At 72.7% G+C, this 25,946-nt stretch carries 22 protein-coding genes; 11 read left to right on the top strand and 11 right to left on the bottom strand.

Annotated elements, in window-relative coordinates:
* Positions 1–1,086: a coenzyme F420-0:L-glutamate ligase gene (locus OOK41_RS28780; RefSeq protein ID WP_117665704.1), complete on the bottom strand. Its 1,086-nt coding sequence runs from the start codon at positions 1,084–1,086 to the stop codon at positions 1–3.
* Positions 1,083–2,033 (bottom strand): 2-phospho-L-lactate transferase, encoded by a 951-nt coding sequence (gene cofD, locus OOK41_RS28775; RefSeq protein ID WP_117665706.1) that lies wholly within the window; start codon positions 2,031–2,033, stop codon positions 1,083–1,085. The genes OOK41_RS28780 and cofD overlap by 4 nt, the downstream gene beginning before the upstream one ends.
* 99 nt (positions 2,034–2,132) lie before the next feature.
* Between cofD and OOK41_RS28770 the strand changes: the two genes are divergently transcribed.
* The 3 genes from OOK41_RS28770 to OOK41_RS28760 all read left to right on the top strand — a co-directional run bounded on the left by OOK41_RS28770 (position 2,133) and on the right by OOK41_RS28760 (position 6,922).
* On the top strand, positions 2,133–3,137 hold the full coding sequence (locus tag OOK41_RS28770; protein ID WP_266267383.1) for a hypothetical protein: 1,005 nt from the start codon (positions 2,133–2,135) through the stop codon (positions 3,135–3,137).
* A gap of 173 nt (positions 3,138–3,310) precedes the next feature.
* A complete protein-coding gene (locus OOK41_RS28765) occupies positions 3,311–5,923 on the top strand; it encodes a bifunctional FO biosynthesis protein CofGH (protein ID WP_266267382.1) in 2,613 nt (870 codons plus the stop codon).
* 741 nt (positions 5,924–6,664) lie between these two features.
* Positions 6,665–6,922, top strand: a complete 258-nt coding sequence (locus OOK41_RS28760) for a WhiB family transcriptional regulator (protein ID WP_007074725.1) — start codon at positions 6,665–6,667, stop codon at positions 6,920–6,922.
* A 41-nt stretch (positions 6,923–6,963) separates the two neighbouring features.
* On the opposite strand, the gene OOK41_RS28755 is transcribed toward OOK41_RS28760, so the two are convergent.
* Complete coding sequence (locus OOK41_RS28755) at positions 6,964–7,413, bottom strand: metallopeptidase family protein (RefSeq protein WP_091670584.1); 450 nt, start codon at positions 7,411–7,413, stop codon at positions 6,964–6,966.
* Positions 7,414–7,578: 165 nt separating this feature from the next.
* Between OOK41_RS28755 and OOK41_RS28750 the strand changes: the two genes are divergently transcribed.
* Positions 7,579–7,953, top strand: coding sequence for a DUF3499 domain-containing protein (locus OOK41_RS28750; RefSeq protein ID WP_117665712.1), 375 nt, complete (start codon positions 7,579–7,581; stop codon positions 7,951–7,953).
* 10 nt (positions 7,954–7,963) lie between these two features.
* Here OOK41_RS28750 and OOK41_RS28745 read toward each other — a convergent pair whose 3' ends face one another.
* The 3 genes from OOK41_RS28745 to OOK41_RS28735 all read right to left on the bottom strand — a co-directional run bounded on the left by OOK41_RS28745 (position 7,964) and on the right by OOK41_RS28735 (position 11,737).
* Complete coding sequence (locus OOK41_RS28745; RefSeq protein ID WP_266267381.1) at positions 7,964–9,340, bottom strand: FAD-binding oxidoreductase; 1,377 nt, start codon at positions 9,338–9,340, stop codon at positions 7,964–7,966.
* A 13-nt stretch (positions 9,341–9,353) separates the two neighbouring features.
* Positions 9,354–10,700, bottom strand: coding sequence for an aspartate aminotransferase family protein (locus OOK41_RS28740; protein ID WP_117665714.1), 1,347 nt, complete (start codon positions 10,698–10,700; stop codon positions 9,354–9,356).
* Positions 10,701–11,224: 524 nt separating this feature from the next.
* On the bottom strand, positions 11,225–11,737 hold the full coding sequence (locus OOK41_RS28735; protein ID WP_117665716.1) for an Lrp/AsnC family transcriptional regulator: 513 nt from the start codon (positions 11,735–11,737) through the stop codon (positions 11,225–11,227).
* 212 nt (positions 11,738–11,949) lie between these two features.
* Here OOK41_RS28735 and OOK41_RS28730 point away from each other — a divergent pair, with 212 nt between their 5' ends.
* The 7 genes from OOK41_RS28730 to OOK41_RS28700 all read left to right on the top strand — a co-directional run bounded on the left by OOK41_RS28730 (position 11,950) and on the right by OOK41_RS28700 (position 19,775).
* Positions 11,950–13,134: a spermidine/putrescine ABC transporter substrate-binding protein gene (locus tag OOK41_RS28730; RefSeq protein WP_117665718.1), complete on the top strand. Its 1,185-nt coding sequence runs from the start codon at positions 11,950–11,952 to the stop codon at positions 13,132–13,134.
* 5 nt (positions 13,135–13,139) lie between these two features.
* On the top strand, positions 13,140–14,306 hold the full coding sequence (locus OOK41_RS28725; RefSeq protein WP_266267380.1) for an ABC transporter ATP-binding protein: 1,167 nt from the start codon (positions 13,140–13,142) through the stop codon (positions 14,304–14,306).
* Positions 14,303–15,217 (top strand): ABC transporter permease, encoded by a 915-nt coding sequence (locus OOK41_RS28720; RefSeq protein WP_266267379.1) that lies wholly within the window; start codon positions 14,303–14,305, stop codon positions 15,215–15,217. Before OOK41_RS28725 ends, OOK41_RS28720 begins: the two co-directional genes overlap by 4 nt.
* The gene (locus tag OOK41_RS28715; RefSeq protein WP_266267378.1) at positions 15,214–16,056 is read left to right on the top strand and encodes an ABC transporter permease; all 843 of its coding nucleotides are present in this window, start codon (positions 15,214–15,216) and stop codon (positions 16,054–16,056) included. The genes OOK41_RS28720 and OOK41_RS28715 overlap by 4 nt, the downstream gene beginning before the upstream one ends.
* A complete protein-coding gene (locus tag OOK41_RS28710) occupies positions 16,053–17,474 on the top strand; it encodes an FAD-binding oxidoreductase (protein WP_266267377.1) in 1,422 nt (473 codons plus the stop codon). The genes OOK41_RS28715 and OOK41_RS28710 overlap by 4 nt, the downstream gene beginning before the upstream one ends.
* Positions 17,474–18,676, top strand: coding sequence for a saccharopine dehydrogenase family protein (locus OOK41_RS28705; RefSeq protein ID WP_117665725.1), 1,203 nt, complete (start codon positions 17,474–17,476; stop codon positions 18,674–18,676). The genes OOK41_RS28710 and OOK41_RS28705 overlap by 1 nt, the downstream gene beginning before the upstream one ends.
* Positions 18,677–18,923: 247 nt before the next feature.
* Complete coding sequence (locus OOK41_RS28700; protein ID WP_266267376.1) at positions 18,924–19,775, top strand: type IV toxin-antitoxin system AbiEi family antitoxin domain-containing protein; 852 nt, start codon at positions 18,924–18,926, stop codon at positions 19,773–19,775.
* 99 nt (positions 19,776–19,874) lie between these two features.
* Here OOK41_RS28700 and OOK41_RS28695 read toward each other — a convergent pair whose 3' ends face one another.
* The 5 genes from OOK41_RS28695 to OOK41_RS28675 all read right to left on the bottom strand — a co-directional run bounded on the left by OOK41_RS28695 (position 19,875) and on the right by OOK41_RS28675 (position 25,936).
* The gene (locus OOK41_RS28695) at positions 19,875–20,246 is read right to left on the bottom strand and encodes a DUF779 domain-containing protein (protein ID WP_266267375.1); all 372 of its coding nucleotides are present in this window, start codon (positions 20,244–20,246) and stop codon (positions 19,875–19,877) included.
* Positions 20,246–21,751: an aldehyde dehydrogenase gene (gene adh, locus OOK41_RS28690; RefSeq protein ID WP_266267374.1), complete on the bottom strand. Its 1,506-nt coding sequence runs from the start codon at positions 21,749–21,751 to the stop codon at positions 20,246–20,248. Before adh ends, OOK41_RS28695 begins: the two co-directional genes overlap by 1 nt.
* A gap of 40 nt (positions 21,752–21,791) precedes the next feature.
* Complete coding sequence (locus OOK41_RS28685) at positions 21,792–23,075, bottom strand: GAF domain-containing protein (protein ID WP_266267373.1); 1,284 nt, start codon at positions 23,073–23,075, stop codon at positions 21,792–21,794.
* A gap of 89 nt (positions 23,076–23,164) precedes the next feature.
* Entirely contained in the window at positions 23,165–24,436 is a 1,272-nt protein-coding gene (gene gabT, locus OOK41_RS28680) for a 4-aminobutyrate--2-oxoglutarate transaminase (protein WP_117665735.1), read from the bottom strand.
* Between the two features lie 63 nt (positions 24,437–24,499).
* Positions 24,500–25,936, bottom strand: a complete 1,437-nt coding sequence (locus OOK41_RS28675; RefSeq protein ID WP_266267372.1) for a gamma-aminobutyraldehyde dehydrogenase — start codon at positions 25,934–25,936, stop codon at positions 24,500–24,502.
* Positions 25,937–25,946: the final 10 nt, after the last annotated feature.

The raw sequence follows: 25,946 nt of genomic DNA, 5'->3' as shown, positions 1-25,946 counted from the left end.
TCAGAGGGCGAGCGCGGCGCTGGCCGTGCTACCAGTCGGCGGCGGTAGCAGCGCCGACGGGACCCCCTCGGCGGCCAACGCGGTGCGCAGGCGTTGCAGGTCCGCGCCGAAGCGCACCAGGTCCCCGGGATCGACCGGGGTCGGCGGCTCGCCGAGCACCAGATCGGTGGCCCGCCCCGGCCAGCCGGGCACGGCGGCGACCAGCGTGGCGCGTACCTCGTGGTCGGTGACGTGGGTGAACACCGTGCCGGGGGCGATCACGCCGGCCACCGCGGCGATCGCCCGCCGCACGGCGGCCGGGTCGGCCGCAGCCTCGCCGGGGCCGTCGGGCAGCACCGCGGCGGCGGCCAGCCCGGCCGCCCTCGCCTCGGCGGTGCCGAGCGAGAAGAGGTCCAGCTCCGCGTCGCGGACCAGCTCCCGCGCGCCGACGTCGTCGTCCCGGGTGGCCATGAGGTACCCGCGTACCACCGCGACCGGCACCTGGTCGCACTTGCCCTTGATCAGCTCCCCGGCGCCGGCCAGCTCGTCCACCACGGCCATCTGGGTGAGCTGAAGCTCGTTGCCGTACGGGTCGACCTCGCCCCGGTGGTCGCGGATCGCCGGCATCCCGGCCACCCCGAGCGCCACGTCGGTGAGCCCGTTGCGCCAGGGCCGGCCCATCGTATCGCTGACGATCACCGCGACGTCCAGGTCGTAGCGCTCGCGCAGGGCCGCCCGCAGGGCCCGCGCCGAGGCGTCCGGGTCCTGCGGCAGCAGCACCAGCCGGGTCTTGTCCACGTTCGAGGCGTCGATCCCGGCGGAGGCCATCACGAAGCCGTGGTGGGTCTGCACGATCCGGGTCGCCCCCCGGGCGGCCACCACCCGGGCGGTCTCCGCCGCCAGCACCTCGTCCCGGGCGGCCAGCCGCTCCGGCCCGTCGGCCGGCACGTCCACCAGCCTTCCCTCGGCCTTGGAGACGATCTTGCTGGTGATCACCAGCACGTCGCCGTCGTGCAGCCACGGCGCGGCGGTCGCGATCAGCGCGGCCAGGTCGTCGCCCTCGGTCACGTCGCCGATGCCCAGCACCGGCAGGATCTCCAGCCTCACACCAGCTCCAACGCGGCCCGGACCATCGCCGCCGTCGCCGCCTCGTCCGTCATCAGCAACGGCACCGCCCGGACCGGCACGTCCGGCAGCACGGTGCCGGCGTCCTCGGGGGCCACCAGCCAGCCGTCCAGCAGGCCGCCGGAGGACCGGCTCCCGTACAGCCCGCCCACCCCGGCGGCGCTGCACTCGACGCCGACCACGGCCAGGCAGCGGTCGGCCATCCCACGCACCGCCGCGCCGCCGATGATCGGGGAGATGCCGACCACCGGGGCCGGACCGTCCGTGACCGCCTCCCGCAGCCCCGGCACGGCCAGCACCGGGGCGACGCTCACCACCGGGTTGCTCGGCGCCACCAGCACCACGTCGGCCGAGGCGATCGCGTCCAGCACGCCGGGTGCGGGCTTCGCGGTCTCCGCGCCGACGAAGACGAACCGGTGGGTCGGGACGTCCGCCCGGTGTCGCACCCACCACTCCTGGAAGTGGACCGCCCGCTGGCCGCCGCCGGGGTCGTCCACCACGACGTGCGTCTCCAGCCGGTCGTCGGTCGCCGGCAGCACGCGTACGCCGGGCTGCCAGCGGGTGGCCAGCGCGTCGGTGACCGCCGACAGCGGGTACCCGCCGGTCAGCATGGTGGTGCGGACCAGGTGGGTGGCGATGTCCTTGTCGCCGAGCCCGAACCAGGTCGGCTCGGCGCCGTACGCGGCCAGCTCCGACTTCACCGTCCAGGTCTCGCCGACCCGCCCCCAGCCGCGCTCGGGATCGGCGCCGCCGCCGAGCGTGTACATGACACTGTCCAGGTCGGGGCAGACCTTCAGTCCGTGCAGGTAGAGGTCGTCGCCGACGTTGACCACGGCGGTCACCTCGGCCCCCACCTCGCGGGCGTACGCCCGGACGCCGAGCAGGAATCGGGCGCCCCCGATACCGCCGGCCAGAACGACGATGCGCATGGCGTCCATCCTTCCGCACGCCCCGCCCTGAGGGTGCCGGTGGCCGGAGAGACTAGGCTCACGTCGGCAACTGTCCGTTACCGCCCCGAGGGGGAGTTCGTGACCAGCCCCGCCGAGCCCGCGTCCGGTGACGCGGCGCCCGCGTCCCGCCCCGCCATCCCGGCTCGCCAACTCACCGATCCGCTGCGCGAGCTGATCGCGTTCGTCCTGCTCGGCGCGAACGCCGTGCTGCTCTTCGTCGGCCTGATCCGGCTGCTCGCCCCAACCGACTACAGCACCTTCTACAGCCGGTCGGGCAGCAGCTTCTTCTTGTTCGCCGGGCTGGAGGCGACCGTGCTGCCGGTGCTGGCCGTGCTGCTCGCCACGCACGTCGCCCCGGTGGTGCCCCGGGCCAAGCTCATCACCCAGGTGGCGCTGGGCGGGTACGCCTTCGGCGCCCTGTTCGGCGCGCTCACCCTGCTGGTCTGGACGGTGGACCGGCTGGCCAAGGCGGAGGTGCTCGACGCGTTCCTCGGCCTGCTCACCCGGATCGCCTGGCTGGCGATCTTCGCGATCGCCGCGTTCGTCGTGGTCCGGGTCTGGCGCGCCCTCTACTTCACCCCGAAGCCCAAGCCGGCCCCCGGCGTGTACGGCCAGCCGCAGCCCGGCTGGCCGCAGCAGCCGGGCCAGCCCGGCCAGCCCGGCCCGCAGGGCGGCTGGGCCGCCCCGGGGCAGCAGGGCGGTTGGCCGGCCCCCGGCCAGCCGGGCGGCTACCCGGCCCCCACCCAGCCTGGCCAGCCCGGTCAGCCTGGCCAGTTCGGTCAGCCCGGTCAGCCCGGTCAGTTCGGTCCGGCCGCCGGCCAGTACGGCCAGCCGGCCCCGCCGTTCGCCCAGGCCCCGTCGTCGGCGCCGCCGTACCCGCAGACGACGCCGTTCACCCCGCCCCAGTCGGCGCCGCCGTTCCCCGCGTCGCAGCCCGTGCCGCAGCCCGCGCCGCCGTTCGGCCAGCCGCCGTCGGCCGACCCGACCCAGGCCATCCCGCGCCAACCCACCGAGCCGGGCGCGTTCGGCGGGCAGCAGGACTCCGACAGCGACCGCACCCAGCGCTTCCAGCGCGAGGACTGACCGCCGCCCTTCGGGTGCCGCTGTTTCCACTCTGGCGACGACAGCGGCACCCGAAGGGCCGGACGGCGTGGGGCTGTGCGTGCCGCCGGGACCGGTGCGCCTCGCTCTCCCGCCCTGCGGGGTGGGCACGGGCACGGTATCGGCGTGTGCGGGCCAGCGCATAGGCTGGACTTATGGTTGATCGCACGGAGTCGGGGCCCACCGCGGCGAGCGTCGAGCGCGCCCTGCGCCGGGCCGCATCCGGGCGGGCGCTGGACGTCGACGAGGCCACCGCCCTGCTCGCCGCCCGGGGGCCCGCGCTGGACGAACTGCTCCGGGTCGCCGGCGACATCCGCGACGCCGGCCTGCGCGAGGCCGGCCGCCCCGGTGTGGTCACCTTCTCCAAGAAGGTGTTCGTCCCGTTGACCCGGCTGTGCCGGGACCGTTGCCACTACTGCACCTTCGCCACCGTCCCGCACCGGCTGCCGGCCGCGTTCCTCGACCGGGACGAGGTGCTGGCCATCGCCCGCGAGGGCGCCGCCCAGGGCTGCAAGGAGGCGCTGTTCACCCTCGGCGACCGGCCCGAGGAACGCTGGCCAGCGGCCCGGGAGTGGCTGGACGAGCGGGGCTACGACTCCACCATCGACTACCTGCGCGCCTGCGCGGTGGCGGTGCTGGAGGAGACCGGACTGCTGCCGCATCTCAACCCGGGCGTGCTCTCCTGGTCGGAGTTGCAGCGGCTCAAGCCGGTCGCGCCGAGCATGGGGATGATGCTGGAGACCACGGCCACCAGGCTCTGGTCGGAGCCGGGCGGCCCGCACTACGGCTCGCCGGACAAGGAGCCGGCGGTCCGGCTGCGGGTGCTCGACGACGCCGGCCGGGTCGGCGTGCCGTTCACCACCGGCATCCTGATCGGCATCGGCGAGACCCCGGCGGAGCGGGTGGACGCGATCTTCGCGATCCGTCGGGCCCAGCGTGGGTACGGCCACCTCCAGGAGGTGATCGTGCAGAACTTCCGCGCCAAGCCGGACACCGCCATGCGGGGCATGCCCGACGCCGAGCTGCACGACCTGGCCGCGACGGTGGCGGTGACCCGGGTGCTGCTCGGGCCGAGGGCCCGCATCCAGGCCCCGCCGAACCTCATCGAGGGCGAGTACGACCTGCTGCTGCGCGCCGGCATCGACGACTGGGGCGGCGTCTCGCCGGTCACCCCGGACCACGTCAACCCGGAGCGCCCCTGGCCGCAGCTCGACGAGCTGGCCCGGCACACCGCGCGGGCCGGCTTCACGCTGCGCGAGCGGCTGACGATCTACCCCGAGTACGTCCGGGCCGGCGACCCGTGGCTGGACCCGCGACTGCTGCCGCACGTGTCGGCGCTGGCCGATCCGGCCACCGGGCTCGCGGTCGAGGCGGCCCGCCCGGTGGGCCGTCCCTGGCAGGAGCCGGAGGAGGTCTTCGGCGGCGGCCGGACCGACCTGCACACCACCATCGACACCACCGGCCGCACCGACGACCGGCGCGGCGACTTCGACAGCGTCTACGGAGACTGGTCGGAGGTCGCCCTCCAGGCCGACGCCAGCCTCGCGGGGGCGGCCCGGCCCCAGCCCGCCCTTGCCAGGGCGGCCCAGGCCGACGCGGGCCCCGTGCCCAGCCCGGCCGGGGGCGGCGCGGCCCCGAGGGCGGCCGCCGGCTCCGGCGACGCCGACCTGCGTACCGGGCTGCGGCTGGCCGCCGACGACCCGGCGGCGCTGCTCGACCCCCGGCACACCGACGCGGCTCTGGCGCTGTTCGCCGCCGACGGCCCGGCGCTGGACCGGCTCTGCCGGCTCGCCGACGACGTGCGCCGGGACACCGTCGGCGACGACGTCACCTACGTCGTCAACCGCAACATTAACTTCAGCAACGTCTGCTACGTGGGCTGCCGGTTCTGCGCCTTCGCCCAGCGTGAACGCGACGCCGACGCGTACCGGCTCTCCGTCGACCAGGTCGCCGACCGGGCCGAGGAGGCCTGGGCTGTCGGGGCCACCGAGGTCTGCCTCCAGGGCGGCATCGACCCGAAGCTGCCGGTCACCGGCTACGCCGACCTGATCCGGGCGATCAAGGCCCGGGTGCCGGGGATGCACGTGCACGCGTTCTCCCCGATGGAGATCGTCACGGCGGCGGCGAAGGCCGGCGTGCCGGTGAAGGAGTGGCTGGCCGGGCTGCGCGAGGCCGGCCTGGACACCATCCCGGGCACCGCCGCCGAGATCCTCGACGACGAGGTGCGCTGGGTGCTCACCAAGGGCAAGCTGCCGGCCGCCGCCTGGGTCGACGTGGTCAGCACGGCCCACGAGCTGGGCATCCGGTCCAGCTCCACGATGATGTACGGCCACGTCGACCACCCCGGGCAGTGGCTGGCCCACTTCCGGGTGCTGGCCGGGGTGCAGGACCGCACCGGCGGGTTCACCGAGTTCGTCGCGCTGCCGTTCGTGCACACCAACGCCCCGATCTACCTCGCCGGGATCGCCCGTCCCGGGCCCACCTGGCGGGAGAACCGGGTGGTGCACGCGATGTCCCGGCTGCTGCTGCACGGCCGGATCGCCAACATCCAGTGCTCCTGGGTGAAGCTCGGCGACGAGGGCACGGTGGCGATGCTCAACGGGGGCTGCAACGATCTGGGCGGCACCCTGATGGAGGAGACGATCTCCCGGATGGCCGGTTCGGGCAACGGCTCGGCGCGCACCGAGGAGCAGTTGCGGGGCATCGCCGCGGCGGCCGGGCGACCGGCCCGGAAGCGGACCACCGCGTACGGCCACTCGCGGCCGTAGCGCCGAGGTCTTCCCCGCCGGCCCCGTACCCGGGGGCCGGCTACCTGCCGTCCCAGTTCCCCTCTCGCGGCTCGGGCCTCAGCGAATTCGGCGACGACGTGCGATACGAGATCCATATCGACAACGACGGGGCGGCCAGCCGGATGCGGACCGGGTGCGTCATACCGTCTGATGGGACGGTGACGCACCCGCCGGTGCGGTGCTCGTCGTCGGTGGAGTGGTGACCGGGTTCGTTTGGTCGAGCTGGGAACCTTGGGTCCCGTACTGATCCTCCGATCAGGTTGGACCGCCGTGCCTCGTCCACGATGTGGACGAGGCGCGGTCGGCGGTCCCGGCTCGACGGGCGATCGCGGCCGAGTCGCGTTAACCTGTGCCCCACCAAGATCAGCATCGTGGTGGGGCACCCCGTCGGGGTCGCTGCCGGCGCGTCCGGTGGCGTCGCCCGGTGGACCGCCACGGCAGAAAACTCGGGCAACTCGCCGAGGAGGGCGTTACTCGTCCGGGGTCTGAATCGATAGGGCAGGTTGCGAGGCTGGGCGGCCGGAGCGGTCGCCCGTGGCGTGTCGGGAGGGCGACTCCATTATCAAGTCCGGCTTGACGGCGCACGTATTACACACGTGTAATTTGAATGGGGTTGTTCGCGCGGAACGCAGCAAATCGGGACCGTACGGACAAGCACGCCTTTCGCGTGGGGGGTTGCAGCGGCGACGACGCCGGTGCGCGACAAGGAGGCATCTTTAGATGGACGGCCAGCTCGAGGTGGCCGACCTGCTCGGGAACGCGCCGGAGTGGCAGGAGCAGGCACTCTGCTCCCAGACCGATCCGGAGGCGTTCTTCCCCGAGAAGGGCGGCTCGACCCGCGAGGCGAAGCGGATCTGCTCGCGGTGCGAGGTCAAGACCGAATGCCTGGAATACGCTCTCGGCCACGACGAGCGGTTCGGAATCTGGGGTGGGCTCTCGGAACGGGAGCGGCGCAAGCTCAAGCGGCGGGCCGCCTGAGCGTTGCCGGGCCGGGGCGGTGGGGGCCGCCCGGCTCAGGCTCAGGCCAGTTCGTCCGGGTCGACCCCGAGCAGGTTCGCCACCTGCTCGATGATCACGTCGTGTACCAGGTCGGCCAGGTCCTCCCGGTCCATGGCCCGGAACTCCAGCGGTCGGCGGTAGAGCACGATCCGCGGCGGCACCTCCTGCCGGCCGGGGCGGCCGGGCAGCAGCCGGGCGAGCGGCACCTCGCCGTCCTCCAGCACGTCGGAGTCGTACACGTTCAGGTCCGGCGGCACGTCCTCCACCGCGAACTCGACGCCGGCCAGTTCCTTCGCGAAGCGCCGCTCCAGGGCCTCCACCGTGTCCAGCACGAGATCGTCGAAGACCTCGGCCTTGGTCCGGGCCAGCGGCACCGTCGCCGGCACCAGCCGCCCACGCAGACCCCGCCCGTGCCGGTCACGGTGGGTGCGCCGGCCGGAGCCGGGACGGCGGTGTTCCGGACTGGTCATGACGCACAGGGTAGCCCGCCGCGCGGCCCCGCCTGCGGCTGTGCCGCTCCTGCGGCGCGCCGTCCGTGCCCTGCTCGTCGAATGTTGCGAATTGTGATCTCGATGACGGGCGTGTCGCAACGCGAACCAGTGCGCCGGACCCGGTAATGGAGATACCCTCCCGCCGTGAGGTCACCACGGCGCTGCTCCCGAAACGGCTGCCCCCGGCAAGCGGTCGCCACATTGACCTATGTCTACAACGAGTCGACGGCCGTGGTCGGGCCCCTGGCGGCCTTCGCCGAACCGCACACGTACGACCTCTGTGAGCAGCACGCCCGCAGTCTGACCGCCCCCCGGGGCTGGAACGTGGTCCGCCACGAGGGCGAGTTCGAGCCCCCGCCGCCCAGCGCCGACGACCTGGTCGCCCTCGCCGAGGCGGTCCGCGAGGCGGCCCGGCCCGCGCCGCCCCGCCCCCCGGACGAGCAGCACCACCCGCAGCAATCGCAGCACCCCCAGACCGGCCGCCGCGGCCACCTCCGGGTGATCCCGCCCAACCACTGACCGCGCCGGGTCAGTGGCCCAGGAAGCGGTTGAACAGGGCGGCCCGCCGGGACGCCCGGCCCGTCCGCAGCTCCGCCCGGTCGGCGGAGAACATCACCCTCAGGCCCGCGTTGACGGCCAGCCAGCGCACCGGCTCCGGCTCCCAGCGAGGCGAGCGGTGGCCCACCCACGGCAGCGAGGTCAGGTCGCTCTCCGCGCCCCGGATCAGGTCCGCGAGCGTACGTCCGGCGAGGTTCGTGGTGCCGACCCCGTCGCCGACGTACCCGCCCGCCCAGGCCAGCCCCGTCGCGGGGTCCAGCCCGACCGAGGCCGACCAGTCCCGGGCCACCCCGAGCGGTCCGCCCCAGGTGTGGCTGACCGGCACCTCCGGCCCGAGCACCGGGAACAGCTCGCCCAGCACCCGACGCAGCGCGGCGAAGACCCGCGGCTCCCGGTCGAAGCCGGCGGAGACCCGGGACCCGAAATGGTACGGCGCGCCCCGCCCGCCGAACGCCAGCCGCCCGTCGGCGGTGCGCTGGCCGTAGACGATGACGTGCCGGTGGTCGGAGAACGTCTCCCGCTGGGCCAGCCCGATCCGCGCCCAGGTCTGCTCGGGCAGCGGCTCGGTGGCCACCATCAGCGAGTAGACCGGCGCCACCGCCCGCCGCTGCCCGGGCAGCCCCGGCGTGTACCCCTCCGTCGCCCGCACCACCACCGGCGCCCGGACCGTCCCGGCCGGGGTCACCGCCGCCCCGGCCCGGATCGCCGTCACCGGCGTCCGTTCGTGGATCCGCACCCCGCGGCGTTCGACCGCCCGGGCCAGCCCGCGGACCAGCCGGGCCGGGTGCAGCGCCGCGCAGTGCGGGGTGTACGTCCCACCGCGCACCCGCTCGGCGGCGCACCGGGCGGTGGCCTCGGCCGCGTCGAGCAGCACCAGGTCGGCGGGGTCCAGGCCGTGCGCGCGGGCCTCGGCCACGTCGGCCCGGGCCCGGTCGAGCTGGGCCTCGCTGCGGGCCAGCACCACCGTCCCGCCGAGCTGCCAGTCGCAGTCGATCCTCTCGGCGGCGACCACCCGGCCCACCTCGCGGACGGTCTCCTGCATGGCCCGCTGCATCCGCAGCGCCGCGTCCCGGCCGTGCCGGCGGGCCAGCGCCGGCAGCGAGGTGGGGAACAGCGCCGAGCACCAACCGCCGTTCCGCCCCGACGCGCCGAACCCGGCGATCTCCCGTTCCAGCACCGTGATCCGCAGCGCCGGGTCGGCGACCGCGAGGTAGTACGCCGTCCACAGCCCGGTGTACCCGGCCCCGACGATCACCACGTCCGCGTCGGCGTCCCCGCCGAGCGGCGGGCGGGGCGTCAGCGGCTCGTCCACCGTGGACAGCCAGTACGACAGCTCCTGGTAACGCATCGGCCGTCGACCGCTACAGCCGCGCCCACGCCTCGGTGAGCACCGCGCGCAGGATCTGCTCCATCTCGTCGAACTGCTGCTGCTCGGCGATCAGGGGCGGGGCGAGCTGCACCACGGGGTCGCCCCGGTCGTCGGCCCGGCAGTACAGCCCGGCCTGGAACAGCGCGGTGGACAGGAAGCCGCGCAGCAGCCGCTCCGACTCCGCCTCGTCGAACGTCTCCCGGGTCGCCTTGTCCTTCACCAGTTCGATGCCGTAGAAGTATCCGTCGCCCCGCACGTCGCCGACGATCGGCAGGTCGTGCAGCTTCTCCAGGGTGGCCCGGAAGGCGTCCTCGTTGGCCCGGACGTGCCCGATCAGGTCTTCCCGGGCGAACACCTCCAGGTTGGCCAGGGCCACCGCGCAGGAGACCGGGTGGCCACCGAAGGTCACCCCGTGGGCGAACATGCCGGTCTCGGTGAGGAACGGCTCCATCAGCCGGTCGCTGGCGATCATCGCGCCGAGCGGGGCGTACCCGGAGGTGATGCCCTTGGCGGTGGTGATGATGTCCGGCTGGAATCCGTAGCGGACGGCACCGAAGTACTCGCCGAGCCGGCCCCACGAGCAGATCACCTCGTCGGAGACGAGCAGCACGTCGTACTCGTCGCAGATCTGGCGGACCCGCTCGAAGTACCCGGGCGGCGGTGGGAAGCAGCCGCCGGAGTTCTGCACCGGCTCCAGGAAGACCGCCGCGACCGTGTCCGGCCCCTCCCGCTCGATGGCCCGGCGGATCTCCTCGGCCGCCCACCGGCCGAACGCCTCGGGCGAGTCGCCGTGCTCCGGCGCCCGGTAGAAGTTGGTGTTCGGCACCTTGATGCCGCCGGGCACCAGCGGCTCGAAGTCGCTCTTGATGCCGGGCAGGCCGGTGATCGACAGCGCCCCCATCGACGTGCCGTGGTACGCGATGTACCGGCTGACCACCTTGTGCTTGTTCGGCTTCCCGGTGCGCTTGAAGTACGCCCGGGCCAGCTTCCAGGCCGCCTCGACGGCCTCCGACCCGCCGGTGGTGAAGAAGACCCGGTTCAGGTCGCCGGGGGTCAGCGAGGCGATCTTCTCGGCCAGCTCCACGGCCTTCGGGTGGGCGTACGACCAGAGCGGGAAGTAGGCCAGCTCGCCGGCCTGCTTGGCGGCGGCCTCAGCCAGCTCGGTGCGCCCGTGCCCGGCGTTGACGACGAACAGCCCGGCGAGCCCGTCCAGGTAGCGGCGGCCCTGCGAGTCCCACACGTACGCGCCCTCGCCGCGCACGATCGTCGGCACCTCGCCGGCGGAGTAGCTGGCCATCCGGGTGAAGTGCATCCAGAGGTGGTCGGTGGCGTTGGCCATGTCAGCCCCATCGGGTCTCGGGCCGGTCTGGGGTGACACCGGCCGCTCTGCCCACGGTTATCCCACAGCCCTCACGGGTAAAGCAAGTGGGATCGGTGGTGCTTGACGCCTGAGGCAACGGAATCAGCGAGGGCTGACGACAAGAACAACGGAATCCGCATCTCCGGTGGCTTCCTTGGAACTCCCGCCCGCCCATGGCTCGCCGTGTCGCTTGGGGGCGTGCCGCTCGCCGCCCCGTCGCCGGTTCCGGCCCGAGGTACTGGGGGGCTTTCGCGGGCCCTTTGGAGCTGAGCCGTCTGCGACATCACGCCCCGGCCAGGGATGCGTTGCTCTCGGCCGTCCAGCTCGGCCGCCGTCTGCACTCGTTGCCCTCGGGTTTCTTGGTCGGGGCGGGCCGATGAGGTGAGTCGTCTGCGACATCAGCTCCAAAGGCTCCCGAGTGCACATCCTCGCCAGGAATCGGGCGTGCGCAGGAAGCGGGCAGGCCACAACGCCTGACCGCCGACCGGCCGGGCAAGGGTGGCTCAGGCCGTACCCCAGCTGTAGGTCTGCTTGCGGAGCTTCAGGTACACGAAGGCCTCGGTGGCGAGCACGCCCTCGACGGCGCGCAGCCGTTGCAGGATCTCCAACAGGTGGGCGTCGTTGCGGCAGACCACCTCGGCGAGCAGGTCGAACGACCCGGCGGTGATCACCACGTAGTCGACCTCCTCGAACTCGGCGAGCCGGTCGGCCACCGCCTCCAGGTCGCCGTCGGTGCGCAGGCCGATCATGGCCTGGCGGGGGAAGCCGAGTTGGAGCGGGTCGGTGACCGCGACGATCTGCATCACCCCGGCGTCGAGCAGTCGCTGCACGCGCTGGCGTACCGCCGCCTCGGACAGGCCGACCGCCTTGCCGATCGTCGCGTACGGCCGGCGGCCGTCCTCCTGGAGCTGCTCGATGATCTGCTTGGCGACGTCGTCCAACAGAGCGTGACTGGCGCCCTCACGGACGGCGACACGTCGCCCCCCGCTGCCGCTCTCCTGCTGCCGGATGGCCATCGTCCGCTCCCCATGTCCGCTTCTCCCACGGAATCGTAGTGCCCCCGGTGCGATCTGGCGTAATTCGTGGCGCAGGGCTATCGCGGCAACGGAATCCCTTGTGAGGCAGGTCGGCTCATGTCAGGATCAGTCGTCCATCGCCTGAAGACCCTCCCGCCGCCGGGCCACCCCCTGTCCCGCCCGCCGGCGATGACCCCCCTAGGAGTCGTCACATGCGAACTCCCCTCCGGCCCCTCACCCGGCGTGGTCTGCTCACCGGCACCCTCGGATCTGCCGCGATGCTCGCCACGGCGGGTGCGCTCGCCGGCTGCGGCACCAAGGGCGCCCAGCAGACCGAGGCCGGCTGCGTCAGCGAAGACCTCTCCGGCACGGAGAAGAAGCTGGCGTTCTCGAACTGGCCGCAGTACATGGACGTCGACGACAAGGACGAGTCGAAGCGGCCCAGCCTGGACGCGTTCGTCGCCTCCAGCGGTGTCCAGGTGACGTACACCGAGGACATCAACGACAACAACGAGTTCTTCGGCAAGGTGCAGAACCAGCTCGCCGCCTGCCAGGGCACCGATCGGGACCTCATCGTGCTGACCGACTGGATGGCCGCCCGGATGATCCGGCTCGGCTGGATCCAGAAGCTCGACCCGGCCAAGATCCCCAACGTGGCGGCCAACCTGCTGCCGTCGCTGCTCAACCGCCCGCTCGACCCGGAGAACCGGATCTCCATCCCGTGGCAGTCCGGCCTCGCCGGCCTCGCCTACAACGGCGGCGTCACCAAGGAGATCCGCACGGTCGACGAACTGCTGACCCGCCCCGACCTCAAGGGCAAGGTGACCGCGCTGTCCGAGATGCGCGACACGATGGGCCTGCTGCTCCAGTCCAACGGCCACGACCCGGCGAACTTCACCACCGCCCAGTTCGACGACGCGCTGAACACGCTCAAGAAGGCCGTCGCCTCCGGGCAGATCCGCAAGTTCACCGGCAACGACTACGCGCCCGACCTGGCCAAGGGCGACATCGCCGCGTGCGTCGGCTGGTCCGGCGACATCATCCAGCTCTCCGCCGAGAACAAGAAGATCAAATTCGTGGCGCCGGACTCCGGCGTGATGCTGTTCAGCGACAACATGATGGTGCCGAACAAGGCCACCCACAAGGCAAACGCCGAAGCGCTGATCAACCACTACTACCAGCCGGCAATCGCCGCGAAGCTGGCCGCGTACGTCAACTACATCTGCCCGGTCAAGGGCGCGCAGGCCGAGATGGAGAAGATCGACCCGGAACTGGCCGCCAACCCGCTGATCTTCCCGGACGAAACACTGCTGTCGAGGTCCAAGGTGTTCATGGTCCTGGACGAGAAGCAGGAGAAGGAGTACGAGGGCAAGTACCAGCAGGTCATCGGGGCGTGACGGGGATGAGCGCGAAGACGACGGGACGCGCCGCGCCGGCCGGCGACCTGCGGCTGGTCAACCTGACCAAGAGGTTCGGCATCTTCACCGCAGTCGACGACCTCAGCCTCACCATCCCGCAGGGCTCGTTCTTCGCCCTGCTCGGGGCGTCCGGCTGCGGCAAGACCACCACCCTGCGCATGATCGCCGGCCTGGAGCAGCCGACGAGCGGGCAGGTGCTGCTCGGTGACCGGGACATCGCCCGGCTGCGCCCGTACAAGCGGCCGGTCAACACCGTGTTCCAGAGCTACGCGCTCTTCCCGCACCTCAACATCTTCGAGAACGTGGCGTTCGGGCTGCGCCGGCGCGGCATCCGCTCCGTCGACGACGAGGTCCTGCGGATGCTCGCGCTGGTGCAGCTCGACGACTTCGGGCACCGCCGCCCGGCCCAGCTCTCCGGCGGGCAGCAGCAGCGGGTCGCGCTGGCCCGGGCGCTGATCAACCAGCCGCAGGTGCTGCTGCTCGACGAGCCGCTCGGCGCGCTCGACCTGAAGCTGCGCCGGCAGATGCAGATCGAGCTGAAGCGCATCCAGACCGAGGTCGGGATCACCTTCGTGCACGTCACCCACGACCAGGAAGAGGCCATGACCATGGCCGACACGGTCGCGGTGATGAACGCCGGGAGGATCGAGCAGCTCGGCGCCCCGGCCGACATGTACGAGTACCCGGCCACCGCGTTCGTGGCGAACTTCCTCGGCCAGTCCAACCTGCTCGCCGCCGAGGCCGCGGGCGGGAGCGGGTCCGAGGTGCCGGTCACCGCGCACGGCGCCCGGTTCTCCGTGCCCGCCGACCGCGCCCGCGCCGACCGGGGCGAGGTCTACCTGGGGGTACGCCCCGAGAAGCTGCACCTGGCCGACTCCGCCGACCAGGTGCCCGCCGGCCACCAGCACGTCACCGGCGTGGTCAGCGACGCCTCCTACGTCGGAGTCAGCACCCAGTACCTGGTGCGCACCGGCTGGGGCAGCGAGCTGTCCGCGTTCGCGGCGAACAGCGGGCTCGGCGGCCGGCTGCCGGTCGGGGCGGCCGTGGTGGCGCACTGGGACCCCCGGCACGCGTTCCTGCTGCCCCGGGAGCCGGGCCAGGACGACCGCACCGCACCGCTGCTCGACGAGCCGGTGGGTGCGTCCTCGTGACGGCGCTGGCCCACGTACCCACGTCGACGGGGCAGCCGGCGGGGCCCCCGCCGCCGCCCCGGCACGGCCGGCACCGGCTGCTGCCGTACCTGCTGTTGCTTCCCGGCGCGGCCTGGCTGCTGCTGTTCTTCGCCGTGCCGCTGTTCCAGCTCGCCGCCGCGAGCCTGTACGACCCCACCGGCTCGCTCTCCACCGGGTACGCGCTGACCTGGGCTTTCGGCAACTACCCGGACGTGTTGCAGGCGTACTGGCCGCAGTTCGCCCGCTCCTTCGGCTACGCCGGGATCGCCCTGCTGCTGGCCCTGCTGATGGGCTACCCGCTGGCGTACGCGATCGCGCAGAAGGCCGGCCGGTGGAAGAACCTGCTGTTGGTCTGCGTGGTTGCCCCGATGTTCACCAGCTTCCTGGTGCGCACCCTGGCCTGGAAGACGATCCTGTCCGACAACGGCTGGCTGGTGGGGCTGCTGCGCGACGTGCACCTGCTCGGCCCCGACGGCCGGCTGCTGGCCACGCCGGTCGCGGTGGTCCTCGGGCTGACGTACAACTTCCTGCCCTTCCTGGTGCTGCCGCTGTACGCGAGCCTGGAGCGGCTCGACTACCGGCTGCTGGAGGCGGCGAGCGATTTGTACGCGAGCCCGGTGCAGATCTTCCGCAAGGTGACCCTGCCGCAATCGATGCCCGGCCTGATCGCCGGCACGCTGCTGTTCTTCATCCCGGCCACCGGCGACTACATCAACGCGGAACTGCTCGGCACCCCCAACGAGTACATGATCGGCAACGTCATCGACTCGGCGTTCCTGGTCCGGCTGGACTACCCGCAGGGCGCGGCGCTGTCGTTCGTGCTGATGGCGGCGATCCTCGCGGTGGTCTTCGGGTACCTGCGCCGGGCCGGCACGGAGGAGGTGCTGTGAAGTTCTCCCGCTGGCTGGCCGACCACTGGGTGATGGGCGCCGCCCTGCTGGTGCTCGGCTACCTGTCGCTGCCGATCCTGGTGGTCGCCGCCCTGTCCTTCAACCGCCCGTCCAGCCGCCTGTCGTACGACTTCAACGAGTTCACCCTGGAAAACTGGCGGCAGCCCTGCGCCACCTCCGACATGTGCGACGCGGTGCTGCGCAGCGTGCAGATCGGCTTCATCGCCACCGTCGTCGCCACCGTGCTCGGCACGCTGATGGCGTTCGCGCTGGTTCGGCACCGGTTCACCGGACGGTCCGGGATCAACCTGCTGATCTTCCTGCCGATGGCGACCCCCGAGCTGGTGATGGGCACCTCGCTGCTGGCCCTGTTCGTCTCCGCCGGCGTGCCGCAGGGCTTCTGGACCGTCGTCATCGCGCACGTCATGTTCTGCGTGTCGTTCGTGGTGGTGACCGTGAAGGCGCGGCTCGCCGGGATGGACCGGCGGCTGGAGGAGGCCGCGGCGGACCTGTACGCCAGCCCGTGGCAGACGTTCCGCCTGGTCACCCTGCCGCTGGTGCTCCCCGGCATCGTGGCCGCCGCGCTGCTCGCGTTCTCGCTCAGCTTCGACGACTTCATCATCACGAACTTCAACGCCGGCACCACCGTCACGTTCCCGATGTACGTCTGGGGTGCCGCCCAGCGGGGCATCCCGCCGCAGGTCAACGTCATCGGCACGGCGATGTTCGTGATCGCGCTGCTGCTCGTCGGGCTCACCTCGCTGCGCGGGCGGCGGTCCCGCCGCACCGGCCTCCCGGTCGCCCCGGCGGCCGGTCGACGGGCGAAGATCCCGACATGATCCTCCCGCATACCGACCGGGCGCTCGCCGACGCGGCGCCCGTGCCGTACTGGCTCGACCGGCCGGAACGCCCCGACCCGGTGCCCCCGCTGACCGGGCCGCATGCCGCCGACCTGCTGGTGATCGGCGGCGGGTACAGCGGGCTGTGGGCGGCCCTGCTGGCCAAGCAGGCCGAACCCGACGTCAACGTGCTGCTCGTCGAGGCCGGCACCTGCGGCTGGGCGGCGTCCGGGCGCAACGGCGGGTTCTGCGCCGCCTCGCTCACCCACGGGCTGGCCAACGGGACGGACCGGTTCCCCGGCGAGATCGCCGAGCTGGAACGCCTCGGCCGGGAGAACCTGGCCGACATCGCCGCCACCGTCGACGCGTACGGCATCGACTGCGACTTCGAGCGCACCGGCGAGCTGGCGGTGGCCGTCGAGCCGTACCAGCTCGCCGGGCTCGCCGAGGACGCGGAACTGGCCCGCCGGTACGGCCACGACGCGCGGCTGCTCGACCGCGCCGAGGTACGCGCCGAGGTCGACTCGCCGACGTACCTCGGCGGGTTGTGGGACCGCGACCGGGTGGCGATGCTCGACCCGGCGAAGCTGGCCTGGGGACTGCGCCGCGCCTGCCTCGACCTCGGCGTGCGGATCCACGAGCACACCCGGGTCACCGGCCTGCGCCGCGACGGCGCCGTCCTGCGCGCCGCCACCCTCGGCGGAGCCGGGCGGGCCCCCGGCGTGGTCCGCGCCCGGCGGGTGGTCCTCGCCACCAACGCGTTCCCGCCGCTGCTGCGCCGGCTGCGCACCTGGCTCGTCCCCGTCTACGACTACGCGCTGATGACCGAGCCGCTGACCCCGGCCCAGCGGGACGCGATCGGCTGGCGCAACCGGCAGGGGCTCGCCGACACCGGCAACCAGTTCCACTACTACCGGATCACCGGCGACGGGCGGATCCTGTTCGGCGGCTACGACGCGGTCTACCACCACGGCAACCGGGTCGCCCCCGAACTGGAGCAGCGGCCGGCCACCTTCACCGCCCTCGCCGAGCACTTCTTCACCACGTTCCCGCAGCTCGCCGACGTGCGCTTCAGCCACCGTTGGGGCGGCGTCATCGACACCTGCACCCGGTTCTGCCCGTTCTTCGGCACCGCGTACGACGGGCGGCTGGCATACGCCGCCGGCTACACCGGCCTCGGCGTCGGGGCCACCCGGTTCGGCGCGCGGGTGATGCTCGACCTGCTGGCCGGCGGGGACACCCCGCTGACCCGGCTCGACCTGGTCCGGGGCAAGCCGCTGCCGTTCCCGCCGGAGCCCGTCCGGGCCGCCGGCATCCACCTCACCCGCTGGTCGCTGGCCCGCGCCGACGCGCGCGACGGCCGGCGCAACCTCTGGCTCCGTACACTCGATCGTCTTGGTTTGGGGTTCGATACCTGATGCGCATCCTGCTCGTCGGCGCCGGCGGCGTCGGCTCCGCCGCCGTCGCCATCGCCGCCCGCCGAACATTCTTCGAGACCATGGTCGTCGCCGACGCCGACCCCGCCCGCGCCGCCCGTGCGGTCGAGGGCCACGGCCACCGCTTCGTCGCCGCGACCGTCGACGCGTCCCGCGCCGACGCCGTCGCCGCGCTGTGCCGCGAGCACCGGATCACCCACGTGCTCAACGCCGTCGACCCGCGCTTCGTAATGCCGATCTTCGACGGCGCGTACGCGGCCGGCGCCGACTACCTCGACATGGCGATGTCCCTGTCCCACCCGCACCCGAAGCGCCCGCACGCCGAGACCGGAGTGAAGCTCGGCGACGACCAGTTCGCCGCCGCCGACCGGTGGTCGGCGGCCGGCCGGCTCGCGCTGTGCGGAATCGGCGTCGAGCCCGGCCTGTCCGACGTCTTCGCCCGGTACGCCGCCGACGAACTGTTCGGCGAGATCGACGAGATCGGGGTACGCGACGGGGCGAACCTGACCGTCGACGGCTACGACTTCGCCCCGTCCTTCTCCATCTGGACGACGATCGAGGAGTGCCTGAACCCGCCGGTCATCTGGGAGCGGGACCGGGGCTGGTTCACCACCGAGCCGTTCAGCGAGCCCGAGGTGTTCCACTTCCCCGAGGGGATCGGCCCGGTCGAGTGCGTCAACGTCGAGCACGAGGAGGTGCTGCTCATCCCGCGCTGGGTCGACGCGCGGCGGGTCACCTTCAAGTACGGCCTCGGCGAGGAGTTCATCGAGGTCCTGCGCACCCTGCACAAGCTCGGCCTGGACTCCACCGAGCCGGTCACCGTGCGGGGCGTGCCGATGTCCCCGCGCGACGTGGTGGCCGCCTGCCTGCCCGACCCGGCCAGCCTGGGCGGGAAGATGCGCGGCAAGACCTGCGCCGGCACCTGGGTCCGGGGTCGTTCCCCGTCGGGCGAGCCCCGCGAGGTCTACCTCTACCACGTCGTCGACAACGAGTGGTCGATGCGCGAGTACGGCCACCAGGCCGTCGTCTGGCAGACCGCCGTCAACCCGGTCGTCGCCCTGGAACTGCTCGCCACCGGCGCGTGGTCCGGCACCGGCGTGCTCGGCCCGGAGGCGCTGCCCCCGCGCCCGTTCCTCGACCTGCTCACCGGCTACGGCTCGCCCTGGGCGATACAGGAACGATGACCCGCCACGGCCGCTCGTACCGGGGGCTGGCGGAGCGGTGACCCGCCGCCCCTCCGCGTCGATCATGGACTAGCGGTGCCCGAATGGTGATGTTTCACCGCTTATATCGGGCACCACGACTTCATGATCGGCGGGGTGGGTAGCAGGTTGGGGAGGTGGAGTGGGGGTTGTGCACAAGGGGCGGTGTTGTCCACAGGTGGGGCGGGCGGGGTGGAAGTGGGGCCGGGGCGAGCGTCACCGTGCCAGGGTGGCGGATGAACTGTTCTCGTATCGGGAGTTGTTGGGGGCGGGGCTCAGCCGGGAGGCGGTGCGCAGCCGGGTTCAGGCGGGACGGCTGCGTCGGCTAGCACGTGGCGTCTACGGGTGGGAGGGAGCGGCTGGCGAGCCGCTAGCCGCGCTGTTCCGGCGGCTCCCGTCGGATGCTGTGGTCGGGTTCCAGACGGGGGCTCAGCTACACGGTTTCGAGGCGTTGCCCACCAAATACGTGCACGTGATCGTGCCAGCCGGTTCGGTCGTACCGCAGATCCGGGGGGTGTTGGCGCACGAGGCTGTCCTTCCCGTACGCGACGTGCGCCAGGTCTGCGGGGTGCCCTGCGCGTCCGCCGCCCGGTGCGCCGTCGACCTGGCCCGCACGACCCGCCGGATGGACGCGCTTCCGCTGCTCGACCTCTGTCTGCGCGTCGGCGCCTGCCTGCCCGATGAGTTGCGCACCGAGGTGTCCAGGCACGCGCGGCTTCGCGGCGTCCGGCAGGCCCGTCAACTGGTGGATCTCGCGGATCCGCGGGCGGAGTGCCGGCAGGAAAGCCAGCTGCGACTGGTGCTCATCGACGCGGGGCTGCCGGTGCCGGAGCCGCAGCTGTGGGTGCCGGACGAGTGGGGCGTGCCGCTGTATCGGCTGGACCTCGGCTACCGGACGCGCCGGATCGGCATCGAGTACGACGGTGTCTCGCACCTGGACCGCGACCGGCTCCGCCACGATCGCTCCCGCATGAACTGGCTCTCTGCTCACGGCTGGCACATGCGCTACTTCACCGACCGAGACCTCTACCGCCGCCCCCGCCACATCGCGACGACGATCTCGGCCCTCCTCCGCCCCTGACCCCCTGCCCCCTGAGCCCCGTCGATCATGGAGTCGTGCTGCCCCGCATAACGGACATTGTTGCCATGCTGCCCACCATGACTCCATGATCGACGGGGTTCAGGGAAGGTGGGAGCGGATCAGGAATCTCACGCCGTCGGGGGCCTCCAGGCTGAAGCCGCTGCCCCGGCCCGGGACCACGTCGACCGTGAGCCTGGTGTGCCGCCACAGTTTCCACTGGGCCGCGGAGATCCAGAACTCGACCGTCTCGGGGACGCCGTCGACCACCAGCGAGGCGAGCAGCACGTCGGAGCCGCCGGTGCGGAACTCGCCCGCCGGGTAGCACATCGGGGCGCTGCCGTCGCAGCAGTCGCCGGACTGGTGGAACATCAGCGGCCCGTACCGCCCCCGCAGCGACCGGATCAGCTCGGCCGCCGCGGGGGTGAGCGAGACGGGCGACGACGTGGCGTCACCGGGGGAGCCGATCGGCATCAGAAGAAGCCGAGCTTCTTGGGGGAGTAGCTGACCAGCATGTTCTTGGTCTGCTGGTAGTGCTCCAGCATCATCTTGTGGTTCTCCCGGCCGATGCCGGACTGCTTGTACCCGCCGAACGCGGCGTGGGCAGGGTACGCGTGGTAGCAGTTCGTCCAGACCCGACCGGCCTGGATCGCGCGCCCGGCCCGGTACGCGGTGTTCATGTCCCGGGTCCAGACGCCGGCGCCGAGCCCGTACAGGGTGTCGTTGGCGATCTTCACGGCGTCGTCGAGGTCGGCGAAGGAGGTCACCGAGACCACCGGGCCGAAGATCTCCTCCTGGAAGATCCGCATCGAGTTGTCGCCCTCGAAGATGGTCGGTTCGACGTAGTAGCCGCCGGACAGCTCGCCGCCGAGGTCGGCGCGTTCCCCGCCGGTCAGCACCTTCGCGCCCTCCTGGCGGCCGATGTCCAGATAGGACAGGATCTTTTCGAGCTGGTCGTTGGACGCCTGCGCGCCGATCATCGTGTCGGTGTCGAGCGGGTGGCCCTGGCGCACCGCCCGGGTCCGGTCGACCGCCGCCGCCAGGAAGTCGGCGTAGTGGCCCTGCTGGATCAGCGCCCTCGACGGGCAGGTGCACACCTCGCCGGAGTTGAGGGCGAACATGGTGAACCCCTCAAGGGCCTTGTCCAGGAAGTCGTCGGACGTCGCGCTCACGTCGTCGAAGAAGATGTTCGGGCTCTTGCCGCCCAGCTCCAGGGTGACCGGCCTGATGTTCTCGCTGGCGTACTGCATGATCAGCCGCCCGGTGGTGGTCTCGCCGGTGAACGCCACCTTCGCCACCCGGGGCGAGGAGGCCAGCGGCTTGCCCGCCTCGACGCCGAAGCCGTTGACGACGTTGACCACGCCGGGCGGGAGCAGGTCGGCGACCAGCGAGAGCAGGTAATGGATCGACGCCGGAGTCTGCTCGGCGGGCTTGAGCACCACGGCGTTGCCGGCCGCGAGGGCCGGGGCGAGCTTCCAGACGGCCATCAGGATCGGGAAGTTCCACGGGATGATCTGTCCGACCACGCCGAGCGGTTCGTGGAAGTGATACGCGACGGTGTCGTCGTCCAGCTCACCGAGGCTGCCCTCCTGGGCCCGGATCGCCCCGGCGAAGTACCGGAAGTGGTCGATCGCGAGCGGGATGTCGGCGGCCAGGCTCTCGCGTACCGGCTTGCCGTTCTCCCAGGTCTCGGCGACCGCGAGGGACTCCAGGTTCTCCTGCATCCGGTCGGCGATCCGGTTGAGGATCAGCGCCCGCTCGGCGACCGGGGTGCGACCCCAGGCGTCGGCCGCGCCGTGGGCGGCGTCGAGGGCGCGTTCGACGTCCTCGGCGGTGCCGCGGGCGACCTCGCAGAACGGCTGGCCGGTGACCGGGGTGGGATTCTCGAAGTACTGGCCGCCGTGCGGCTTGACGTACTCGCCGCCGATGAAGTGGTCGTAGCGGGACTGCCAGTGGGTGGGCGCGTCGTAGCGCGTCATCGGTACCTCCGCCGTCGGTGGTCGGGGTGATGACGCGACGCTAGTTACGCGGACGTTGCAGCGACGTTGCGCGGCCGAGTCCGTACTCGATGCCGAGCTGGCGGGCGCGGGCCAGCGCGAGGGGCCGGCGGGGCGCGCCCGGCGGCAGCGCCCGCGCCAGGGCCTGCCAGGCGGCCAGGTCGTCGGTGCCGGCGGGCGTCGCGGTCCAGGCCGCGAGCGTCGCCGGGTCGCCGCCGGCCAGCACGGCGGCGCGCAGTTGCCCGTCGACCAGCCGGCGCAGCCGCGCGACCCCCGGCGCGTCGGAGCCGGGCAGCAACGACCCGGGGTACGCGTCGAGCGCCCCCGCCACCTCACCCCGCTCCAGCAGCTCGGTGACGGTCCGGAAGTCCGCCCGCACCCGGGTGCGCAGCCGGTACGGGCGGGAGTCGAGCAGCTCCGCCCCCAGCGCCCGGCGCAGCCGGGACAGCTCGGCGCGTAGGGTGACCGGGTGCAGCCGGTCGTCGCCGTACAGGTCGAGGCCGAGCTGCTCGCCGGTGCGTCCCTCGGGGTGGTCGAGCAGCAGCACCAGCAGCTCGCTGTGCCGGCGGCCGAGCCGGACGGTCCGCCCGCCGACGCGCAGCTCCGCCTCGTCGCGGCCCAGCGCGCGCACGGTGACGGCGTCCGGCTCGGCCGGGTGCGCGGCGGCGAGCTGTGCCTCGGCGGCCCGGGCGGTGGCCCGGACCAGGGCGAGGCTCTGCGGGTGGGCGAGGTGGTCGCCGCCGGTGATGTCGACCGCGCCGAGCAGCCGCCCCGTGGTCGGGTCGTGGATCGGGGCGGCGGCGCAGGTCCACCGCTGCACGGGCCGGCTGAAGTGCTCGGTGGCGAAGATCTGCACGCTGTGGTCGCAGGCCAGGGCGGTGCCGGGGGCGTTGGTGCCGGCGTGCGCCTCGTCCCAGCGGGCGCCGGGCACGAAGTTCATCCGCTCGGCGTGCCGGAGCACCCCGGGATGCCCCTCCACCCAGAGCAGCCGCCCGTGCGCGTCGCAGACCGCCATCAGGTGTGCGCCATCCAGGGCGATGCCACCGAGCAGGTCCCGGAACAGCGGCAGCACCCCGGCCAGCGGGTGGGCGGCCCGGTAGCTCTCCAGTGCGTCGTCGGTCAGCTCGACCGGCGGGGCGACCTCGGGGTCGACCAGCGCCGAGCGCTGCCAGGACCGGCGGACCACCTCCCGTACCCGGCGCGGCTCGGTGCCGGCGGCGAGGAACGCCTCATGGGCGGCGCCGACCTGCGCGATCCGTTCCGCCGGATCGGCGCCGAATTCCAGGGCGAGCCACGGGTCAGCCATCGGCGACCTCCTCGCGACCATCGTGACGCAGCTCACCGCCGATCGCCAACACCGGGTGCCGGCCGGGTCGCGGGCCCGTTCGGGGCCCGTCAGCCGAAGGCGGCGTCGAGGAGGTCCAGGCCCCGGGCCAGCTCCGCCTCGGAGATGACCAGCGGGGGCAGGAGGCGCAGCACGTTGCCGTACGTGCCGCAGGTCAGGGTCAGCAGGCCGGTGGCGTGGCAGGCCGCCGAGACCGCCGCCGCGGCGACCGGATCCGGGACCAGGGTGCCGGGCCGGACCAGCTCCACGGCGAGCATCGCGCCCCGGCCGCGCACCTCGGCGATCCGCGGATCGCCGGCGGCGATGGTGCACAGCCGCTCGTCCATGGTCGCCCCGATCCGGCGGGCGGTGGCGGCCAGGTCCAGCTCGTGCATGGTCTCGATCGCCGCCAGCGCCGCCGCGCAGGCGATCGGGTTGCCGCCGTACGTGCCGCCGAGGCCGCCCACGTGCACCGCGTCCATCAGGTCGGCCCGGCCGGTCACCGCCGCCAGCGGCAGGCCGCCGGCGATGCCCTTGGCCAGGGTGACCAGGTCCGGGACGACGTCCTCGTGGTCGCAGGCGAACCAGTCCCCGGTGCGGCAGAACCCGGTCTGGATCTCGTCCGCCACGAAGACCACCCCGGCCGCCGTCGCCCACTCGCGCAGTGCCGGCAGGAACCCCGGCGCCGGTACGACGAAGCCACCCTCGCCCTGGATCGGCTCGATCAGCAGCGCGGCGACGTTCTCCGCGCCGACCTGCTTCTCCACCGTCTCGATCGCCCGGGCGGCGGCCTCCGCCCCGGACAGCCCCCCGTCCCGCAGCGGGTACGACATCGGCACCCGGTAGACCTCGCCGGCGAACGGACCGAACCGGTGCTTGTACGGCATGTTCTTCGCGGTCAGCGCCATGGTCAGGTTGGTCCGGCCGTGGTACGCGTGGTCGAACACCACCACCGCCGGCCGCCCGGTGGCGTGCCGGGCGATCTTCACCGCGTTCTCCACCGCCTCGGCGCCCGAGTTGAACAGCGCCGAGCGCTTCTCGAACGTGCCGGGGGTGAGCGCGTTGAGCCGCTCGCAGACGGCCACGTACGACTCGTACGGCGCGACCATGAAGCAGGTGTGGGTGAACCGCTCGACCTGCGCCCGCACCGCCTCGACCACCCGCGGGGCGGAGTTGCCGACGTTGGTGACCGCGATGCCGGCGGCGAAGTCGATCCACTCCCGCCCGTCGACGTCGGTGATCGTGCCGCCGCTCGCCCGGTCCACGTACGCGCCGACGACGCTTCCGACGCCCCGGGCCACCGCCGCGCCGCGCCGCTTGTGCAGCTCCTCGCTCGACGCCACCGGGTCCCTCTCCGTTCGCGACTGCGGGGCTCGCAGAACCGGCTCACTCCTCGCGCTCACCGGTCAGCCCTCGATGTTGTGCATGACGTGCTTGATCCGGGTGTAGTCCTCCAGGCTGTAGACCGAGAGGTCCTTGCCGTGGCCGGAGTGCTTGAAGCCGCCGTGCGGCATCTCCGAGACGAACGGGATGTGGGTGTTCACCCAGACGCAGCCGAAGTCGAGCCGGCGGGTCATCCGCATCGCCCGGCCGTGGTCGCGCGTCCAGACCGAGGCCGCCAGGCCGTAGTCGACGCCGTTGGCCCAGCGCACCGCCTCGTCCTCGTCGGAGAAGCGCTGCACGGTGATGACCGGCCCGAACACCTCCTGCTGGATGATCTCGTCGGCCTGCCGCACGCCGGAGACCACGGTGGGGGAGTAGAAGTACCCGCGCTCGCCGACCCGGGAGCCGCCGGTCCGCACGCTGGCGTGGTCGGGGAGCCGGTCGACGAAGCCGCTGACCCGGGCGAGCTGGTTGGCGTTGTTCAGCGGGCCGTACAGCACGTCCTCGTCGTCCGGGGCGCCGGTCCTCGTGTTGCGGGCCTGCTCGGCGAGCGCGGCCACGAAGTCGTCGTGGATGCCGGGGCCGGCGAGCACCCGGGTCGCGGCCGTACAGTCCTGGCCGGCGTTGAAGTAGCCGCCCATCGCGATCGCCTCGGCCGCCGCCGCCACGTCCGCGTCGTCGAAGAGCACCACCGGGGCCTTGCCGCCCAGCTCCAGGTGGGTCCGCTTCAGGTCCGGCGCGGCAGCGGAGGCCACCTCCATGCCCGCGCGGGTAGAGCCCGTGATCGACACGAGCTGCGGGGTCGGGTGCGACACGAGGGTACGACCGGTGTCCCGGTCACCGCAGACCACGTTGAACACCCCCGGCGGGAAGAACTCGGCGGCGATCTCGGCCAGCAGCAGCGTCGACACCGGCGTGGTGTCGGACGGCTTCAGCACCACCGTGTTGCCCGCCGCGAGTGCCGGGGCGATCTTCCAGACCGCCATCATCAGCGGGTAGTTCCACGGGGTCACCTGGGCACACACGCCGATCGGCTCGCGCCGCACGTAGGAGGTGTGTCCGGGCAGGTACTCCCCGGCGGAGCGGCCCTCCAGCAGCCGGGCCGCGCCGGCGAAGAAGCGGAACTGGTCCACCGCCGGCGGCAACTCCTCCTCAGCGGTGAGCTGGCGGGGCTTGCCGGTGTTGCGCACCTCCGCGTCGACCAGGTCGGCCGCCCGCGCCTCCACCGCGTCGGCGAGCTTGAGCAGCGCCTTCTGCCGCTCGCCCGGGGTGGTGTCGCGCCACGTCTCGAACGCGGCGGAGGCCGCCCGCATGGCCGCGTCCACGTCCGCCGCGCCGGAGACCGGAGCCTGGGCGAAGACCTCACCGGTGCACGGGTCGACCAGGTCGGCATACCCGCCGTCCACCGGGTCGACGTACGCGCCGTTGACGAAGTTGCGCAGCTTCTGCTGGTCGCTCATCAGGTGTCTC

Source organism: Micromonospora sp. NBC_01655, from assembly GCF_026339755.1.
Classification (GTDB): Bacteria; Actinomycetota; Actinomycetes; order Mycobacteriales; family Micromonosporaceae; genus Micromonospora.
The sequence above is the reverse complement of the archived record's forward strand: the minus strand, read 5'-3'. Positions and strand labels throughout refer to the sequence as shown.